The 17960-nt window shown below is 69.1% G+C and carries 16 protein-coding genes; 7 read left to right on the forward strand and 9 right to left on the reverse strand.

All coding sequences use genetic code 11. The annotated features are described in order from the left end of the window. Positions 1 to 18: 18 nt before the first annotated feature. Positions 19 to 918, reverse strand: a complete 900-nt coding sequence (locus RKE25_RS17395) for a hypothetical protein (RefSeq protein ID WP_311839358.1) — start codon at positions 916 to 918, stop codon at positions 19 to 21. After that, a complete protein-coding gene (locus tag RKE25_RS17400; RefSeq protein WP_311839359.1) occupies positions 918 to 3197 on the reverse strand; it encodes a M1 family metallopeptidase in 2280 nt (759 codons plus the stop codon). The genes RKE25_RS17395 and RKE25_RS17400 overlap by 1 nt, the downstream gene beginning before the upstream one ends. A 378-nt stretch (positions 3198 to 3575) precedes the next feature. Here RKE25_RS17400 and RKE25_RS17405 point away from each other — a divergent pair, with 378 nt between their 5' ends. Continuing rightward, the gene (locus tag RKE25_RS17405; protein WP_311839360.1) at positions 3576 to 4256 is read left to right on the forward strand and encodes a response regulator transcription factor; all 681 of its coding nucleotides are present in this window, start codon (positions 3576 to 3578) and stop codon (positions 4254 to 4256) included. Continuing rightward, entirely contained in the window at positions 4253 to 5698 is a 1446-nt protein-coding gene (locus tag RKE25_RS17410; RefSeq protein WP_311839361.1) for an ATP-binding protein, read from the forward strand. The genes RKE25_RS17405 and RKE25_RS17410 overlap by 4 nt, the downstream gene beginning before the upstream one ends. A gap of 92 nt (positions 5699 to 5790) precedes the next feature. Here RKE25_RS17410 and RKE25_RS17415 read toward each other — a convergent pair whose 3' ends face one another. Further along, the gene (locus tag RKE25_RS17415) at positions 5791 to 7200 is read right to left on the reverse strand and encodes an aminotransferase class III-fold pyridoxal phosphate-dependent enzyme (protein WP_311839362.1); all 1410 of its coding nucleotides are present in this window, start codon (positions 7198 to 7200) and stop codon (positions 5791 to 5793) included. Between the two features lie 54 nt (positions 7201 to 7254). Continuing rightward, a complete protein-coding gene (locus RKE25_RS17420) occupies positions 7255 to 7953 on the reverse strand; it encodes an MtnX-like HAD-IB family phosphatase (protein ID WP_311839363.1) in 699 nt (232 codons plus the stop codon). Positions 7954 to 8265: 312 nt separating this feature from the next. Here RKE25_RS17420 and RKE25_RS17425 point away from each other — a divergent pair, with 312 nt between their 5' ends. Genes RKE25_RS17425 through RKE25_RS17445 form a run of 5 tightly spaced genes read left to right on the forward strand, consistent with a single transcriptional unit; the run spans position 8266 to position 13341 of the window. Next, a complete protein-coding gene (locus tag RKE25_RS17425) occupies positions 8266 to 9705 on the forward strand; it encodes a TolC family protein (protein WP_311839364.1) in 1440 nt (479 codons plus the stop codon). Beyond that, positions 9705 to 10838 carry an ABC transporter permease gene (locus RKE25_RS17430; protein WP_311839365.1) on the forward strand — a complete coding sequence of 378 codons (1134 nt, stop codon included), beginning with the start codon at positions 9705 to 9707 and terminating at the stop codon, positions 10836 to 10838. Before RKE25_RS17425 ends, RKE25_RS17430 begins: the two co-directional genes overlap by 1 nt. 3 nt (positions 10839 to 10841) lie before the next feature. Continuing rightward, positions 10842 to 11597: an ABC transporter ATP-binding protein gene (locus RKE25_RS17435; protein ID WP_311839366.1), complete on the forward strand. Its 756-nt coding sequence runs from the start codon at positions 10842 to 10844 to the stop codon at positions 11595 to 11597. Continuing rightward, the gene (locus RKE25_RS17440) at positions 11594 to 12541 is read left to right on the forward strand and encodes an HlyD family efflux transporter periplasmic adaptor subunit (protein WP_311839367.1); all 948 of its coding nucleotides are present in this window, start codon (positions 11594 to 11596) and stop codon (positions 12539 to 12541) included. The genes RKE25_RS17435 and RKE25_RS17440 overlap by 4 nt, the downstream gene beginning before the upstream one ends. After that, entirely contained in the window at positions 12541 to 13341 is an 801-nt protein-coding gene (locus RKE25_RS17445; protein WP_311839368.1) for a MipA/OmpV family protein, read from the forward strand. Before RKE25_RS17440 ends, RKE25_RS17445 begins: the two co-directional genes overlap by 1 nt. Here the strand turns inward: RKE25_RS17445 and RKE25_RS17450 are convergent. The 5 genes from RKE25_RS17450 to RKE25_RS17470 form a co-directional block, all read right to left on the reverse strand. Continuing rightward, positions 13338 to 13853 carry a cupin domain-containing protein gene (locus tag RKE25_RS17450; RefSeq protein WP_311839369.1) on the reverse strand — a complete coding sequence of 172 codons (516 nt, stop codon included), beginning with the start codon at positions 13851 to 13853 and terminating at the stop codon, positions 13338 to 13340. The two genes, RKE25_RS17445 and RKE25_RS17450, sit on opposite strands and share 4 nt — an antisense overlap. A gap of 14 nt (positions 13854 to 13867) precedes the next feature. Continuing rightward, the gene (locus RKE25_RS17455; protein WP_311839370.1) at positions 13868 to 16315 is read right to left on the reverse strand and encodes a membrane-bound PQQ-dependent dehydrogenase, glucose/quinate/shikimate family; all 2448 of its coding nucleotides are present in this window, start codon (positions 16313 to 16315) and stop codon (positions 13868 to 13870) included. A gap of 117 nt (positions 16316 to 16432) precedes the next feature. Further along, the gene (locus RKE25_RS17460; protein WP_311839371.1) at positions 16433 to 16765 is read right to left on the reverse strand and encodes a non-heme iron oxygenase ferredoxin subunit; all 333 of its coding nucleotides are present in this window, start codon (positions 16763 to 16765) and stop codon (positions 16433 to 16435) included. Continuing rightward, positions 16762 to 17307 carry a GNAT family N-acetyltransferase gene (locus RKE25_RS17465; protein ID WP_311839372.1) on the reverse strand — a complete coding sequence of 182 codons (546 nt, stop codon included), beginning with the start codon at positions 17305 to 17307 and terminating at the stop codon, positions 16762 to 16764. The genes RKE25_RS17460 and RKE25_RS17465 overlap by 4 nt, the downstream gene beginning before the upstream one ends. 72 nt (positions 17308 to 17379) lie before the next feature. After that, entirely contained in the window at positions 17380 to 17958 is a 579-nt protein-coding gene (locus tag RKE25_RS17470) for a Fe-Mn family superoxide dismutase (protein ID WP_311839373.1), read from the reverse strand. Between the last annotated feature and the right edge of the window lie 2 nt (positions 17959 to 17960).

Here is a 17960-nt window from a genome sequence, read left to right on the forward strand (position 1 = left end):
GGCACCGGGCGCGAAACGTCAGAAGGCCGGCCGACGACCGCCGCCGAGCGACCGTGCCACCTCGGCCAGCGAAAACAGCCGCGCCGTGCGGGTCCAGGCGATCGCCGCCACCGCCAGCTGCGTGAGCAGGAAGCCGAGCAGCAGGCCCGATCCCACTGCCGTGGTATTGGCCCTGACCACGCCGAGCGCGAAGGCGATGCCGAAGCCGACGACCGTGACGAGCAGATAGGCGAACAGACTGCTGAAGGGGCGGCGCAACAGCTGCCACAGTCCGCGCCAGATGCCCTTGGTCGCCGAGCGCAGGCCGACGTCGGCAATGAACGCCGCGCGGCCGGATTCCACGATCACCTGCGCCAGCACCACGCACAACACCGCCAGGGCGAGCATCCAGTGCGTCGACGCCTGGGCCTGCGATTCCAGCACCGCGAGTTCGGTCTTGTCCTGCAGCCCATCCATGACGGTCTTCGCCGCCCAGCCCGCGATGCCGTACGGCACCAGGGACCACAGCATCAGGCGGAACATCCGGCCGTACTCGACCACGCCGCTCTGCAGCAGATGGCCGAAGCCGAGCGGCCGTCCGGCGCGACCGCTGCCCACCACCATGCCGTCGAGCAGCGGCGAGAGCAGCACCGTCAGCACCAGCCCCGCGAACAGAGTGCCGTGCACCGCGCCGCTGCTGGCGGAGAGGCCGCGCACGACGTCGCCGAACATCATCGCGTCGAACTGGCGTGCCCACGCGTCGGCATGGACCGAATGGTTGAGCATCGCGCCGAGCGCACTCATCAACGGCAGCGCCGCGAGCAACGCGGGCAACAGCATCAGCAGCGTCCACAGCAGGATCAGGCGCCACTGCAAGGCGGCGAAGGGGGCGCCGAACAAAGCGCCGAGGGAAACCCGTCGGGAATTCTTGAAGGCCATCACAGGGTCACCAGGAAAGAGTAGAAAGCCTGCAGCAGCGCGCCCACGTCCGCGGTCCAGCGGCGCGCGGCGGCGCCGTTCGACTTGACGGTGCGGCTGTCGTTCAACTTGTCGGCATCGAGCAGGACCTTCCGATCCGGATCCAGCTCCGCCGACACCACCTTGGAAGGTTTGTCGAAGACGAAGCGCGCCCAGCGCCGCTCGTCGTTCCAGCGCACATCCTCGTGGCTGCCGTCGGCAAAGGTGACGCGCAGCAGCTGCGGCACCGGCGCGCCATCGCGCACCACCGTCACCGTGCCGCGCCAGGGGAACGGGCCCTCGCCGGGCTTGGCGTCCTTGTGCGCCTTCTCCCAATCTTTGCGCTGCTGGTCGAGCTGCTTATCCAGCTCCTCCGCGTCCACTTCGCTGCGCTTGCCGTCCTTGTCGAACACGCCCGCCTGCGGCACCACTTCGTCGTTGTCGATCGAGGCGACGCGGTCGTCGATAAAGGCGGTGCCGTAGACGTACTGGTCGAAGACCTCGTTGACGTTCTTCGCATCGCCCGAGACGTCGATCAAGGCCGCCTTCAAGTCGGCCACCGACGGGTGGCGGAAATGCCAACGGCGGTAGTACTCGCGGAACGCCTTCTCCATCACCGGCTTGCCGAGTCGCTCTTCCAGATCGTGCATGGCGGTGGCGGTGCGTGAATACACCGTGCCGTAGCTGCTGCTCGAAAAACGGTTCCACGCGTTCTCGGAGAGCGCGTCGTACGGCGACTTCAGCCCCGCGCTCATCCGCTCCATCGTGAACACGTCGATCGACGGACGAATGCCCAAGCGCGCCGCCCAGGAACTGGGCACCAGGATGCGCTGGCCGCGCTCGCGCAGCATGCGCTGGTCCCAGTACTCGTTGAGCCCTTCGTCCAGCATCGGCTCCTCGAACTCGTTCGAGGCGAGCAGGCCATAGAAATAGCCGTGGCCGAACTCGTGGATGGTGACGAAGTCGATCTCCCATTGGTCCGAGGTGCGCGGGTCGATCTTCGAATAGCCTTCCGCGGTGAAGAAGGTCGGGTATTCCATGCCGCCGGCTTCGGCCGCGTTGTACGGCGGCACTACCGCGGTCACCGTGCGGTAGGGATACGCCCCCAGCGTGCGGGAGAAATAGTCCAGCGAATCGGTCGTCGCCTTCAGCACCGGCTGCGCGCTGGCCTTGTATTCCGGCGGATAGATCACCCGCACCGCGACCTTCGGCACACCCGGGCCCGCATAGCTGCCGTCGAGCGTCTGGTAGCCCTTGGCGGCGACCCAGGCGAAGTCGTGCACGTCGGCCTGCACGAAACGATAGGTGGTCTTGCCGTTGGCCTGTTCCGGCGTGCCCTGCAGTTCGCCCACCGCACCGACGGTGTAATCGGAAGGCACGGTGAGGCGCACGTCGTAGCTGCCGAAGTCGGCGTAGAACTCGCTGTTGAAATGGAACTCGTGCGCGTTCCAGCGCAGTTCCCTGGCGCCGCGCTCGCCCGGCAGCTCCAGCACGGCGATCTTCGGGAACCATTGCGCGACCAGGTTGAAATCGCCCCACCAGCCGGTGCGCTCGACCACGCGCGGCAGCTGGCTGAGGAAGTCGATGTCCAGGGTCAGCGTCTCGCCCGCGCCCACCGGTTGCGCCAGGTCGACGCGCACCACGGTCTGGTCGGTCTTCGGGCCGCCATCCGGCTGCACGAAACTCCACTTGAGCGCCGTCTCGCCCTGCTGCACGCGCTGCAGGTCGATCCAGCCCCACTGCCCTTTCTTCAGCGTGGCGGCGCCGCGCGAATGGCCGTGCGCGGTGAGCACGCGTCGTTCGGAGAAGAAGGTGCTGCCCTCGTTCTTGAAAGCATTGAGATACAGATGCAGGTACACGCTGCGTACCGGACGGTCGCTGCGGTTGCGCCAGGTCATCTGTTCGCGCCCGGTGACGGCATGTTTGGCGGCGTCCAGGTCCGCGTCGATGCGATAGCTCACCACTCGATCGGACAGCGTCGTCTCGGTGCCGCTGCGCTCGCCGCCCCAGGCGCCTGGCGCGCTGGGTTCGCGCACGCCCGCGGCATCGCCGCGCGCCAGCGGAATCTCCGCCGCCTCGGCCGAGGTGCCGGGCGACCCTGCCGCCTCCGTCGTCACCTTCTGCCCTACCGGCACCGCTCGCGGCACGGCGCCGCCGCTGGCCGCCGGCGCCGGGGCGTCCTGTGCCCATGCCATCCACGATGCCGCGCCGAGCGCCAGCACCCAAGCCAGTCCAACGACCCGGACCGTTCTTCCCGCCATATCGTCTCTCCCCTCGCGATACGCCAGCGTGCGACATGTGCGCACGAGCCGGCATAGGCCAAAGGTCACGGAACGAAGACGGCCATGGCATGCCCGGCGGCGCCATCACCTTCCTCGACCGAATCGCTTCCGCGGCATCACCATTCCGGCGGCGCATCCGACCCGTCGGCCGGCACCGCCCGCGCGCTCGGCCAGGACTGCGTAAGCGGCCGTGCAACGACGCCGTGCGCAAGCTGTCCCAGCGGTCCGTCCGGGCGCTAAGCTGCCCGGCAACAACGCCGCCGGTGGGGCGGCCAGTACGGATAGGCCATTGATGAGCAGCACTCGCCACTTACTCGAAACACCCGCCACGACGCCGCGCGCCCGCCGGAGCCTCCCATGCGCATCCTGATCGCCGAGGACGATCCGGCCATCGCCGCCGGCGTGTGTGCATCGCTGCGCCAGAGCGGCCACGCCGTGGACCACGTGAACGATGGCGCCCGCGCCGATACCGCGCTGCGCGACACGCCTTACGACCTGCTGATCCTCGACCTGGGCCTGCCCAACCTGGACGGCAGCGAGGTGCTGCAGCGCCTGCGCAAGCGCGGCGCCGGCATGCCGGTGCTGGTGATCACCGCCCGCGAGGGCCTGCGCGAACGGGTCCGCGTGCTGGATCTCGGCGCCGACGATTACCTGGTGAAGCCCTTTGCCCTCGCCGAATTCGAAGCCCGCGTGCGCGCCCTGCTGCGGCGCTATACAGCCCAGGGCGCGCCCGAACTGACCATCGGACGGCTGCGCCTGGACCTGCCCGGTCACCGCGCCTGGGTAGGCGACACGCCGCTCGAACTGACGGCGCGCGAGTTCGGCCTGCTGGAGGCGCTTGCCGCCCGGCCGGACCGCGTCACCAGTCGCGCCCAGCTCGTCGAGGCGCTGTGCAACTGGGACGAGGAACTCACCGACAACGGGCTGGACATCGCGATCTACCGGCTGCGCCGCAAGCTCTCCGGTTCCGGCACGCAGGTGCGCACCATCCGCGGTCTCGGCTATCTGCTGGAGGAATCGAAGGACGGCGCCGAGTGAGCGAATCCCAGCCCTGGCTGTACCGCCTGCTGGAGCCCGACGGCCGGCAGAGCCTGCGCCGTCGGCTGCTCGCGTTCCTGCTGGTGCCGTTGATGGCCATGCTCTTCATCGAGAGCCTGATCACCTACACCGGCGCGCTGGTCTATTCCAACCACGTGCACGACCGCGACCTGGCCGGCGGCGCGGAGACCGTGGCGCGCATGCTGCAGATGGGCCTGGACGGCCCGCTGTCCGAACAGGCGCGGTTCCTGCTGCAGTACGACCCCGAAGGCCACAACAACATCAATTACTTCAGCATCGCCAGCGAGCACCACGGCCTGCTCGCCGGCGCCGGCTCGTTGGCTCCGCCATCGCGGCTGGCGCTCTCCGTCAACGGCGAGCCCAAGCTGTTCGACGCCATGATCGACCGCCGGCGCGTGCGCGCGGCCAGCATGGTGATCGACAGCGTGCACGAACCGGGCGACACGCTCACCGTGACCGTCGCCGAAACCCTGCGCGACCGCCGCCAGCGCGCGCGGGAAATCCTGCTGCTGAGCATTCCCGCGCAGGCCCTACTCATCGCCGCGGTATTCGTGCTGGTGTGGTTCGGCGTGCGCATCGGCCTGCGCCAGCTCGACCCTCTCACGGCACGGCTGGCCGCGCGCGAACACGACCTGGCGCCGATCGGCGACGCCGACGTGCCGGTGGAAATCCTGCCGCTCACCCGCACCATCGACGGCCTGTTCGCGCGCCTGCGGGGCATGCTTGCGCTGCAGGAACGCTTCATTGCCGATGCCGCGCACCAGTTGCGCACGCCGCTGGCGGGCCTGCGCGTGCACGTCGAGCGCGCGCAGAGCGATCCCTCGCCGGAGACAGTGAAGGACGCGCTGGGCCATATCCTGCGCCTGACCCTGCGCGCCACGCGCACATCCACGCAGCTGCTCGCGCTCACGCGCGCGCAGGCGCCGGAGATGGACGGCGGGGCGCATACCCTGCTCGATCTGGGCCGCTTCATACCGGACATGCTGGCCTTGCGCGTACACGACGCCCTGGCCGCCGGTGTGGACCTCGGCTACGACGGCCTGCCGCAACCGGCCTGGATCGACGGCGACCGCACCACCTTGCAGGAACTGCTGGACAACCTGCTGGACAACGCGCTGCGCTACGCCGGCCGCGGCAGCATGGTGACCGTGGCCGTCGCCGAGGACGAACGCGGCGTCACGCTCAGCGTCGAAGACAACGGCCCCGGCGTGCCGCCGGCCTTCCTCGCGCGACTGGGCGAACGCTTCTTCCGGGTACCGGGCAGCAATGAGGAAGGCACCGGCCTGGGCCTGGCCATCGTGCAGCGCATCGCCGAGCGCCATCGCGCGCACGTGCGCTATACCGCCGGCAACGAAGGCGGCCTGCGCGTGGAAGTGCGCTTCCCGCCGGCACGAACCTCCAAAAAAGACGGCGACGCATGAGGCGTCGCCGGGTCGGTATCCCCTGCATGGGATCGTACGACACAAGAAAAAACCTGCGCCGCGCGGTGCCTGGACACCGCGCGGCGTAAGACTTACAGCGCCTTCTTGGCCTTGGTCAGCAGCTGGTCGAGCAGCGCGACGGCCAGGTCGATCTCTTCGTGCGTGATGTCCAGCGACGGCGCGAAGGTGATCACGTTCTTGTACCAGCCGCCCACGTCGAGCACGAGGCCGATCTTCTTGCCCTTGTGCTCCAGGTCGCCGGCCAGGCCGATGTCGACCATCTTGTCCAGCAGCGCCTTGTTCGGGGTGAAGCCGTCCTCGGTGCAGATCTCCGCGCGCAGCGCGAGGCCCAGGCCGTCGACGTCGCCGATTTCCTTGTGGCGCTTCTGCAGGTCGCGCAGGCCGTCGAGGAAATGCGCGCCCTTCACCGGCACGGTCTTCTCGTAGTCCAGCTCATAGCCCATCCGGATGACTTCGAGGCCGAGCGAGGTGCCGAGCGGATTGGAGTTGAAGGTGGAATGCGTGGAACCCGGCGGGAAGATCTCCGGATTGATCATCTCCTCGCGCGCCCACAGGCCCGACAGCGGGTTCAGGCCGTTGGTCAGCGCCTTGCCGAACACCAGCACGTCCGGCGTCACGCCGAAGTGCTCGATCGACCACAGCTTGCCGGTGCGCCAGAAGCCCATCTGGATCTCATCGACCACCATCAGGATGCCGTACTTGTCCAGCACCTTCTTGAGGTCTTTGAAGAACTGGCGCGGCGGCACCACGTAGCCGCCCGTACCCTGGATCGGCTCCACGTAGAAGGCGGCGTATTCGGCCTGGTTGACCTTCGGGTCCCACACGCCGTTGTACTCGGTTTCGAACAGGCGCTCGAACTGGCGCACGCAGGCGTCGGAGTACTCGTCCGGCGTCATGCCCTTCGGGCGGCGGAACGGATACGGGAACGGGACGAACATCGCGCGCTCGCCGAAATGGCCGAAGCGGCGGCGATAGCGGTAGCTGGAGGTGATGGACGAGGCGCCCAGCGTACGGCCGTGATAGCCGCCTTCGAAGGCGAACATCAGGCTCTTGCCGTTCTTGTAGTTGCGCACCAGCTTGAGCGAATCCTCGACCGCCTGCGCGCCGCCCACATTGAAGTGCACGCGGCCCTTCAGACCGAACTTCTGCTGCGCGTCGACGGCGATCGTCTTGGCCAGCTCGATGCGGGTCTGGTGCAGGTACTGGCTGGCCACCTGCGGCAGCAGGTCGATCTGCGCCTTCAGCGTGTCGTTGAGGCGCTTGTTGCCGTAGCCGAAATTGACCGCCGAGTACCACATCTGCAGGTCCAGGAACGGCACGCCGGCGGTGTCGTACATCCAGCTGCCCTGGCCGTGGCGGAAGATTTTCGGCGGGTCGACGTAATGCACGGTGTCGCCGAAGGAGCTGTACTGCGCTTCGTCGGCGAGCAGCTGCGCATCAGGGATCACGCCGGTGGCGGCGTTGGGATCGTAAGCGTTCATCGAAAAGTCCGAATGGGGATGAGTCGGGGTACGAAAACGAAACTCGGCGACGCGTCAGCCCGCCGCGACAGCCGGTGCCGGGCGCGCGTGCTCGGCGAGCAGGCTGCCGTCCAGCAGGCGGGGCAGCAGCTCCAGCGCATCGTCGAAGCCGGTGATCGGTACATACGGGATGCCGGCCGCGCGGCAATGCTCGATCAGGCGGTGCTTGGCGAACACGAAGTCCACGCGGTCCGCCGCGCAGAAATCGGAGGCACCGTCGCCGATCAGCAACGTCTTGGCGCCGCCGCTGCGAGCCTGCGCCACGCACGCGCACTTGCAGGTACCGCTGCGGCAGCCTTCGGCCTGGAACGGCGAAGTCAGCTGCCACTGGCGCGGCGGCTCCGCCGGAGCCAGGTGGTTGGCGGCCAGCGGCAGGCCGTCCAGCCCGTAGCGGCCGAGGATCTGATGGATGGCGTAGTCCAGCCCGTCGCTGACGACGCGGATCGGCGTGCCGAACTCACGCGTCTTGGCCACGAAGGCCGGAAAGGCGTGGTCGATCCACAGGCCTTCCAGATGCTTGTCCAGTTGCTCGCGGCTCATGTCCAGCAGGGCGACCTGGCCGCTCATGCACTCGCGCGAGCCGATGCGGCCGGCGCGCCAGTCCTGCTCCAGCGCTTCCCAGCCGGGACGGCCGAAACGGTCCAGCAGCGAATCGATCACGTCCTCGACGGAGATGGTGCCGTCGAAGTCGCAGAGGATGTTCCATGCCGTCACGCGGGCACTCCGGGGATTTCAGGGTGGCGCCACCATAGGCGCCGACCCCTTTCGGCCTCCTTTCTGCCTTTTCTAGGCCGAAGGTCACGGCCCCGGCCGTCGCGAAAGACCCGGCCCGAGGCGACCGGCGTTATGCTGCGCGCCGACGGCATTGCCGATTGTCACCTTTGGCCGATACCCTGCGCGGCTTGGCTCGCCGATGCTGCTGTGCGTCACCGGAATGGCGCGGGCGTCGGCTCGCACTCCGGCGGCTCTTCGCGGTCCAAGCGGCCGCGACTGTGCAGCCATCTTCCGCCTATGACCGGGAAAGACGTGTCCTCATCCGCCATCCACCCGTCGAACGACCGCACCGGCACGGCGGCCAGGCGCGCAGCGGTCCTGCTGTGCGCGGCCATCGGCGTCGCGCTGGCGGGCTGCTCGGTGGAGCCGCTGCCCGCGCTCAAGCCCCCTCTGCCCGATGCCTGGCGCCATGCGCCGCAGGGTGTCGCGCCGCCGGCGGCCGACCTGCGCAGATGGTGGCAGGCGCTGGGCGATCCGGCGCTGGACGGGCTCATCGACCGCGCGCTGCGCGGCAATCTCGACGTGGCCCAGGCCGCGGAGCGCCTGAAGGCCGCGCGGCTGATCGGAGGCCACGCCAAAGATGCCTACCTGCCCAACGTGCATGGCCGCACCAACGACGTGGTGAACCCGGACACCAGCGCGTCCTATTTCATGGTGGGCTTCGACGCCAGCTGGGAGTTCCCCTTGTTCGGCGCCTGGCAGAGCACCCGGCGCATCGCCGACGGACAGGTCGGCGCGGCCCAGGCCGCGCTGCGCGGCGCGCAGGTGTCGCTGGTGGCCGAAGTCACGCGCCGCTGGGTGGAACTGCGTTCCGCGCAGCGACAGGAAGGCCTGCTGACGGCCATCCGCGATGCGCAACAGGAAAAGCTGCGCCTGCTGCGCACGCGGGTGGATCTGAAGCTCGCACCGCCCGCCGAGGCGGCCCGCGCCGAAGCCGACCTGGCCCGGGCCGAAGCCGCCCTGGCCGAGCCGCGCCAGGCGATCAACGCCAACGCGCAGCAGCTGGCCGTGCTGCTGGGTCAGAACGAACCCGATCCGGCCTGGCTGGAGCCCGGCGCGCAACCGCGGCTCGGCGACTGGCAGCTCACCGCGGCACCCGCCGATCTGCTGCGCACGCGCCCGGAAATCGCCGGCGCCGAGGCCGAGGTGATCCGCGCCGCCGGCGAACTGGGCATGAGCCGCGCGGACATCTATCCGCACATCGGCTTCGGTTCGTCCATGCAGTGGTCGATCAACATCGCGACCAACCACCGCGCGCGCAACCACGAAGGCATTTTCTCCGCCGGCCCGGTGATCGACATCCCGCTGTTCGACTGGGGCCAGCGCGTCGCCACCGCGCACGCCAAGGACCACGACTTGAACGCCGCGCTGTTCGCCTATCGCCAGGCGGTGCTGCAGGGCGTGGCCGAAGCGGAAGTGGCCATGGGCGACCTGGAGCAGCTGCGCGGACGCGAGCAGGCGCTCGCGCAGGCGGCGCAGGCCTCCGGCGGCGGCGTCGCGGCGACGCGCAAGCGCGCGGAACTCGGCCTGGGCAGCGGCCTGGACCTGCAGGACAGCCTCATCGACAGTCACCGGGCCGAACTCGAGCTCGCGGCCGCGATCGCGCAGCGCGACCTGGCCTACGTCTCGCTCTACAAGGCGCTGGGCGGCGCGCCCATGCCGGAGCCGCCGCCGTCGAGGAGCACCGACTGATGGTGGCGCTCGCCCGCAAGACGCTGATCTACGAATGGCGCCGCTTCCTGCCGGCCATCCTCGCGGTGGGTTTCGCCGGCCTGCTGCAGTTGCTCCAGGCCGCTCTGGTGCTGGGCATCTTCGGCAGCGCCAGCGTGTACATCACCGGCTCGTCCGCCGATCTCTGGGCGGGCTACCCGGGCACGCAAAGCGTGAACCTCGGGCGCCCGGTCGACGTCGGCGTGGAGATGCGCCTGCGCATGGACCCTGCCGTGACGCAGGTCGAACCCTTCCACTGGGTGGATGCCGACTGGCGCGGCCCGCACGACACCGGCGGCGTCTCGGTCTTCGTCTCCGGCATCGACGCACGGCCGGGCGGCATGATGTTCGCGCATGCGCTGCCGCCCGAGCTGCGAGCGCGGCTCAACGAACCCGACGCGGTGATCGTCGACCGCGCCGACCTCGGCAGCCTGGGCGTAAGCGTCGGCGAGAACGCCGTGATCAACGGACACCGCGTGCGCGTGGCCGGCGTCAGCAACGGCCTGCGCGCGCTGGGCGGCGTGAACGTGGTCGCCTCGCTCGCCACCGCGGCCGAGCTGGACACCGACCCGGCCAACGCCAACCGCATGACCTACTTCGTGGCGAAACTGCGCGATCCCGCGCAGGCGGACGCGGTGGCCGAGCGCCTGCGCGGCGCCACTTCGTTCGGCAGCTATGACGTGTGGACCGCGCGCGACTTCGCGCGCCGCTCGCAGCTGTACTGGATGTTCGATACCGGCGCCGGCGCCGGCGTGCTGTTCCTGGCCGGCATCGTGTTCCTGGTGGGCGCCGTGATCACCAGCCAGACCCTGGTCGCCGCGGTGATCGGCTCCGTGCGCGAGTACGCCACGCTCAACGCGCTCGGGGTAGGCGTCGGCGCGCTGCGCAAGGTGGTGATGGAGCAGGCGTTCTGGGTGGGTGCGATCGGCCTGGTCGGCAGCGCGGTGCTCGGCGGCATTTTCTTCGCCTTCGCGCGCAGCCGCAGCGTGCCGGTGGCGCTGGATCCGCTCACCACCCTCGCCTGCCTGCTGCTGGGCATGGGCCTGGCGATCGTGTCGGGACTGGCCGCGATGCGCAGCCTGCGCCGCGCGGACCCGGCGAGCCTGCTGAGGTAGTCGATGGCCGGCGCGATCCCCACCCACTCCTCCGTCTCGCTGCAGGCCCGCGGCGTGACCAAGTCGTTCGAGTCCGGCCGCGTGCGCAGCACGGTGCTGCACGACCTCACGCTGGACATCCGTTCCGGCGAACTGACCCTTATCTCCGGCCCCTCCGGTTGCGGCAAGAGCACGCTGCTGGCGATCCTCAGCGGACTGCAGCGTCCCGACGCCGGCCAGGTCGCCGCGCTCGGCCAGGACCTCGGTCAGCTGGACATCCGCGCGCTGGAGCGCTTCCGCCTGCTGCACACCGGCTTCGTGTTCCAGGGCTTCAACCTCTTCCCCGCGCTCAACGCGGTGGAACAGGTGGAACTGCCGCTGAGCTACCTGGGCCTCGCGTCCGCGGAGGCGCGCCGGCGCGCGGTGGCTTCCCTGGAAGAAGTCGGCCTGGGCCCGCGCATGCGGTTGCGGCCGTCCGAGCTTTCCGGCGGCGAGAAGCAGCGTGTGGCGATCGCGCGCGCACTGGCCAAGCAACCCGAACTGCTGTTCGCCGACGAGCCCACCAGTGCGCTCGACGCCGCCAACGGCCAGATCATCATCGACATCCTGCACAGGATCGCCCGCGCGCACGGCACCACGGTGCTGTGCGTCAGCCACGATCCTCGCCTGGTCGGCCACGCCGACCGCGTCCTCGCCATGGAGGACGGCCGCATCCTCAGCGACCGCGTACAGCCGTCGCTGCCGGACGCCGTCCCGGGCCTCAAGGAATCTTCCGCATGAGTTCGCGCCTGCCCGTTTCGCGCCTGTCTCTCCCGCTGTTCGCCCTGGCTGGCGCGCTCGCCCTGTCTGCCTGCTCGCGCGGCGACGATGCCGAGAAAACGACGACCCAGGCGCCGCCCGCGTCGAACTACGCGGCGGTCGCGCGCGGCAAGATCGACATCGAAGGCGGCCTGCTGAAGCTGAGCGTGCCGCGCGATGGCGTGGTCGCCGAGATCAAGGTCCACGAGGGCGATCAGGTGCGCAAAGGCCAGCTCCTGGCGATGCTGGATACCGAGCCGGCGAAGCTGGCGGTCACCTCCGCCGACGCCGAGCAAAAGCAGGCCGAGGCGCAGGCCCGCCTGCTGGAATCGCGCATGAAGGCCGCCGACCAGCGCGCCGAGCGCCTCGAAGCCGCCGCCAAGGCCGGCGCCGGCGACGCCCAGAGCGCCGATGACGCGCGCGAGGCCGCGCGCCAGCTGCAAGGCGAACTGGAGAATGCGCGCGCCGCCGCGGCGCTGGCCGCGCAGAAGCTGGCCGGCGCGCGCTACGAATTGGCGCAGCGCAGCCTGCTGGCGCCGGTGGACGGAGAAATCGTTCAGCGCCTGATCCAGCCCGGCACGCTCGCCTCGCCGCAGAGCGGCCCTGCGTTTGTGCTGTTGCCTGCACAGCCGCGCATCGTGCGCGCGGAACTCAACGAGTCCTTCGTGCGGGTGGTGACGCCCGGCATGCGTGCAGAGGTGGTGGACGACAGCGGCAGCGGCATGCCCGCGCTGACCGCCCACGTGCAGCGCGTCGGCACGGTGTTCGGCGCCAGCGCGCTGGAAGAGGATCCGCTGGTGCGAGCCAACACGCGCACGGTGGAATGCGTACTGGTCTTCGACCAGCCGCCGCCCGCGAGCGCGCGCATCGGCCAGCGCGTACTGGTGCGTTTCTCCGCCGACAACCAGGCCGGCAAGACCCGGTGATGCGCGGCTTCCTTCGCCTCCTTCGCCCGGCGGCGTGTGCGGCGCTCGTGCTGTGCGGCACCGCCCACGCGCAGGACAGCGCAGCGCCGTCGGCGCAGGACGCCGATATGCTCGGCGCCGGCTTCATTCACCTGCCGCGTTGGCAGGGTGCGCGCACGCATCGCGATCAGTTCGCGCCCTACGTGCAGGTGAAGCTGGGAGACCGCCTCACGCTGTCCACCGAGGACGGTGCCACGCTGGACTTGATCCATGCGGAGCACTTGCACGGCGGCCTTTACGGCAATTACCAGTGGGGACGCAGCCACGAAGACCTCGGCCGCCTCGCGGGCAAGATCACTTCGCTGTCGCCGCGGCTCAATGCGGGCGGCTATTTGGAGTACGACTTCAGCGAGGCGCAGAACATCGGCATGACGGCGGCGCACGACACGCTCGGCGCCGGTGCCTACGTCAACGCCTACGCTTTTACCGCGCTACCGCCGATCGGCTCCTACGAACACGGCGTGCAGCTGCAATGGCAGTGGATGAACGGACCGGCGATGCGCCGCTTCTTCGGCATCACGCCGGCCGAAGCCGACCGGCTGGGCACGCAGGCATGGCGGCCCGGCGCGGGCGGCCAGCAGATCGGGCTGGAGTACGACGGCATGATTCCGCTCGGCCGTCACCTCGCGACGGTGTTCTCGCTGTCGTATGCACGGCTATTGGCCAACGCAGCGGACAGCCCGCTGGTGCGCGAGTTCGGCACAGCCGACCAGTTCACCTATTCGATGGCGCTCGTCTATCGTTTCCAGCCGCCTCGCTAGGCGTTGGGAGCGGACCATAGGCGGTTGAGCGCGCCTTCGCGCCCGTCGACCGGGTCCGATGCGGGAAACGGCAATCCGGCGATGCGTTCGCGCATGGCCTCGGTCGGCGCTTCGCGACAGATGTCCCAGTCCTGGTCGGGCGGATAAGCGCCCACAACGAGAAAATCGTCGCTCGCCGAGAGCTTGCAGTGCCCCGTCCCCGCCGGCAGCACCACGACATCGCCGGCGCGCACGTCTACTTCGCGTGCACCGGGACCGCCGAGCACCAGCCGCGCCGTGCCGCCGGCGAACCCCAGCACCTCGTGCGCGGTGGAATGGTAGTGGTGATAGTCGTACACGCCGTTGCGCCAGCGCGGCGGCCAGCCGTGGCGGCTGAACATCGCTTCGAACGCGGCCGCGGCATCCTCGCCGCCCGGCCCTTCCAGTACCGCGCGGTAGAGCAGCACCGGCAGGCGCGGATGGTTCGGTACCCAGTCGTGCGGTTCCAGCATGAAGCGCTCGGGTTCGCGCATGGCGCGGTCTCCTTTCATCGCGTGTGTGGTTGCCTGTCGCCGGGCTTGCCGTCCGGCAGCGCATAGGCCATCACGTAGTCGCCGCTGCGTGTGCCCAGCCCGGCATGGCCGCCGGCGGCGATCACCACGTATTGCCGACCGTTCACCGCATACGACATCGGATTCGCCTGTCCGCCGGCCGGAAGCCGTGCCTTCCACAGGACCTTGCCCGTGCGCTCGTCGACGGCGCGCAGATAGTCGTCCGCCGTCGCGCCAATGAAGACCAGGCCGCCCGCGGTCACCATGCTGCCGCCGATGTTGAACACGCCCGTGGGCAGCGGCAGGTTGTAGTGCAGGCCGAACGGCCCCGCGTCGCGCGTGGTGCCGATCGGGTGCTGCCACACGATCCGCCGGGACACCAGGTCGATCGCCGTGAGCGTGCCCCACGGCGGCGGATTGCACGGGACCCCCATCGGATTGAGCCAGGGATGCACCCTGCCCACATACGGCGTGCCGTACTGCGGCGCGAGCTGGCCTTTCACGGCTGGTTCGTTGCCTGCACCGTTCCATGGCTGCACCAGCCCCGCGCGCTCCGCCGGTTCGCGCGGCGCGAGGCTGATGAGGAAGGGAATGTAGTTGGCGTTCGCGATGAGCAGCTTGTGCGCCGGATCCAGCGACGCGCCGTGCCAGTCGATCACGCCGTCGAAGGCAGGGTAGACGATGGTGTCGCGGTTCAACTGCGGCGGCGTGAACTGCCCTTCGTAGAACGCGCGGCGGAATTCGATGTGGCACATCATCTGGTCGATCGTCGTGGCACCCCACATCGAGGCTTCGCTCAGCCTCTTCGGCGCCAACGAGGGCATGCCGGTCGAATAGGGCTGGGTCGGCGCACTCCAGTCGCCCGGCACCGCGCCCTGCGGCACGGGCTTTTCCTCCACCTTGGCCACCGGTTCGCCGGTGACGCGGTTGAGCATGAACAGTTCGCCGCGCTTGGTGGTCTGCACCAGTGCGGGAATCGTCGCTCCGCCGGGCCCCGGCAGGTCGACTAGCGACGGGCCGGTCGGCACGTCGAAGTCCCAGCGATCGTGGTGTACGGTCTGGAACGACCAGCGGGGAGCGCCGGTATCGATGTCCAACGCCACGATGGAGCTTGCGTACTTCTCGTCCATCGGGCGGCGCTTGCCGCCGAAATAGTCGGGCGTGGCGTTGCCGAGGGGCAGATACACCAGGCCGCGCTCGGCATCGGCCGTATAGACGCCCCAGGCGTTCGGCGTGCCGCGCGTCAGCTGATCCTGTGGGCCCGGCGTCCAGTTCTGCGGATCGTGGCCGATGTCCCAGGCCCAGACGAGTTTGCCCGATACCGGATCGAAGGCCCGCACCGCGCCGGAGGGTTCGAAGGTGGCCTGGTTGTCATAGATCCAGCCGCCCAGCACCACGCGGTCGTGCAACACCAGCGGCGGGGAAGTGACGAAATGGAAACCCGCGGGCACGTGGCCGAGGTATTGGCGCAGCGAGACGAAGCCGTGTTCGCCGAAATCCTCGCATGGTCGCCCCGTGCGCGCATTCAATGCCATCAGCCGGGCATCCAGCACGGGCGCAATGATGCGCTCGGGACAGTCGGTGGCTGTGCCTGGAGGTGCCTTGTAATACGCGACGCCGCGGCAGGCCAGGTAGACATCCGCGCGGGTGTCGGCGTGCGGGTCGTAGGTCCATTTCTTGCGCCCGGTCGCGGCGTCGAGTGCGAGTACCCAGCTGTGGCCGGTACACACGTAGAGCGTGTCGCCCACCTTGATGGGCGTGTCCTCGAAGTTGAACTCGTGGCCCGCATCGGTGCCCGCCTGGCTCTCGCCTGGGCGCATGGTGTCGCCGGTGTGCGTGGACCAGGCGAGCTGCAGGTTCCGCACATTGTCCGCACGGATCTGGTCGAGCGGCGAGTAGCGATCGCCACGGGGCGTGCGCCCGTAGAAACGCCACTCGTCGTCCGGCACGCTGCTGTCGCGCGCCGGCGCCGCATCCGCAAGCTCCGCGCTGCCGTGCACGCCCACCGGGCGGAACGCGGCGATCATGCCGACGGCGATCGCGAGCACCGCGGCGAAGCCCAACGCCGCAGCGCCGACCTTCGCACTGCGCGATGCGCTCTCTTCGAGCGGCCGCAACTTGCGCCACACCCAGGGCAACAGCAGCCAGAGCCCTAGGACCAGCGGCATGACCAGCCTCGGCTCCAGCGACCAGAAATCCGAACCCACCTCGACGATCGCCCACAGCACGGTGCCGGCCAGGAGCAGCGCATGCAGCCAGAACGTCCATCGGCTGCGGCGCCAGGCGAGCACGGCCACGGCAAGCAGGCCCGCCCCGTAAATGAAGTCGTACCAGGAACCGCCGAGCGCGATCAGCCACGCGCCGCCCGCGGCAAGCACGAGCCCGATCGCGGCCAGGACCGCCACGGTGATCCATGCGCGCGGCTGTCGTTTCGTTTCCTGCATGGACGTGCCTGCTGCATCGGAAAGCATCGATGCACGCTAGGCAAGGCACGGACAAGAGCGAGTGAAAGAAACGCCATCGCGGCGTGGGCGTGCGACGTGACGGCGAGCGTCACGCAGTCAGCGGTCGTCGCGTGTCCAGATGCCGCCGTGGGCTTCGCGCACCGGGAAACTGGCGATCGGCTCGTAGGCCGGCGGGCACAGCACCGCGCCCGTGCGCAGGTCGAAGCGCGCGCCATGGCGCGGGCATTCCACTTCGAAGCCGTGCACGTCGCCGCCCGCCAGCTCGCCGCCGTCGTGCGTGCACAGGTCCTGCACCGCGTAGAGTTCGCCATCGATGTTGTAGATGGCGATGGGCTCCTGGGTCAGCTCGTCATAGACGACCTTGAATTCGCCCGGCAGCAGTTCGGCGCGCGTGCACACGTAGGTCCAGCCGGTCACGTCCTCGCTCATGCCACGCATCCCAGCGTCTTCACCATCCACTCGAAACGCAGGTCGTCGCGGCGCGGGATGCCGAAGCGCTCGTCGCCGTAGGGAAACGGCCGGTATTCGCCGGTGCGCTGGTAGCCGCGGCGCTCGTACCACTCGATGAGTTCGGCGCGCTGCTCGATCACCGTCATGCGCATGGCCAGGCATTGCCATTGCTCGCGCGCGTAACGCTCGGCCTCGGCCAGCAGGGCCTTGCCGATGCCGCCGTTCTGCAACAGGGGATTGACTGCGAACATGCCGAAATAGCCTGCTTCCTGCTGCCGCTCCACGTGGCAGCAGGCCAGCAGCTCGCCGTCGCGTTCGGCCAGCAGTATCACGCTGTCGGCCTGGTCGAGCAGGGCCGCCACGCCTTCGGCGTCGGTGCGCCGGCCATCGAGCAGGTCCGATTCGGTGGTCCAGCCGAGCCGGCCCGAATCGCCGCGATAGGCGGACTCGACGAGGGTGACGATGGCGGGTATGTCGGCGGCGGTGGCCGTCCGGAAAGCGGGGAGAGAGGTCGTGGGCATGGGCGGGATGATAATGCCTGCCCTGCCCCGCGAGCCACGGCGCGCGCGGGGCGGATAGACGTCCGCGGGCGGTCAAGCCAGGTGGTCGGCCGCGAACTCCCAGTGCGCGAGCTGCCAGAATGCCTGCAGGTAATTCGGGCGCGCGTTCCGGTAATCGATGTAATACGCGTGTTCCCACACATCGGCGACCAGCAGCGGGCGATCTTCGCCGGTGAGCGGTGTATCCGCATTGGCCGTGTTGACGATCGCCAGCTTTCCGTCCGGCCGCTGCACCAGCCAGGTCCAGCCCGAGCCGAACAGCGTCGTGCCGGATTTGGCAAATGCCTCCTTGAAAGCCTCGAAGGAACCGAAGTCGCGCGCGATCGCATCCGCCAGGCGGCCCTGCGGCGCGCCGCCGCCGCGCGGACTCATCGAGTTCCAGTAGAAACTGTGGTTCCAGGCCTGGGCAGCGTTGTTGAAGATGGGGCCCGACGCGCGGCGGACGATCTCCTCCAGTTGCATGCCTTCGAACTCGGTGCCCGCGATCAGCGCGTTGAGGTTGGTGACGTAGGCGCGGTGGTGCTTGCCGTAGTGATACTCCAGCGTTTCCGCGGAAAGGTGCGGCGCCAGGCCATGGAGCTCGTAGGGCAGCGGCAGCAATTCGATAGCCATGT

The sequence above is a fragment of the Dyella sp. BiH032 genome, assembly GCF_031954525.1.
Taxonomy (GTDB): domain Bacteria; phylum Pseudomonadota; class Gammaproteobacteria; order Xanthomonadales; family Rhodanobacteraceae; genus Dyella_D.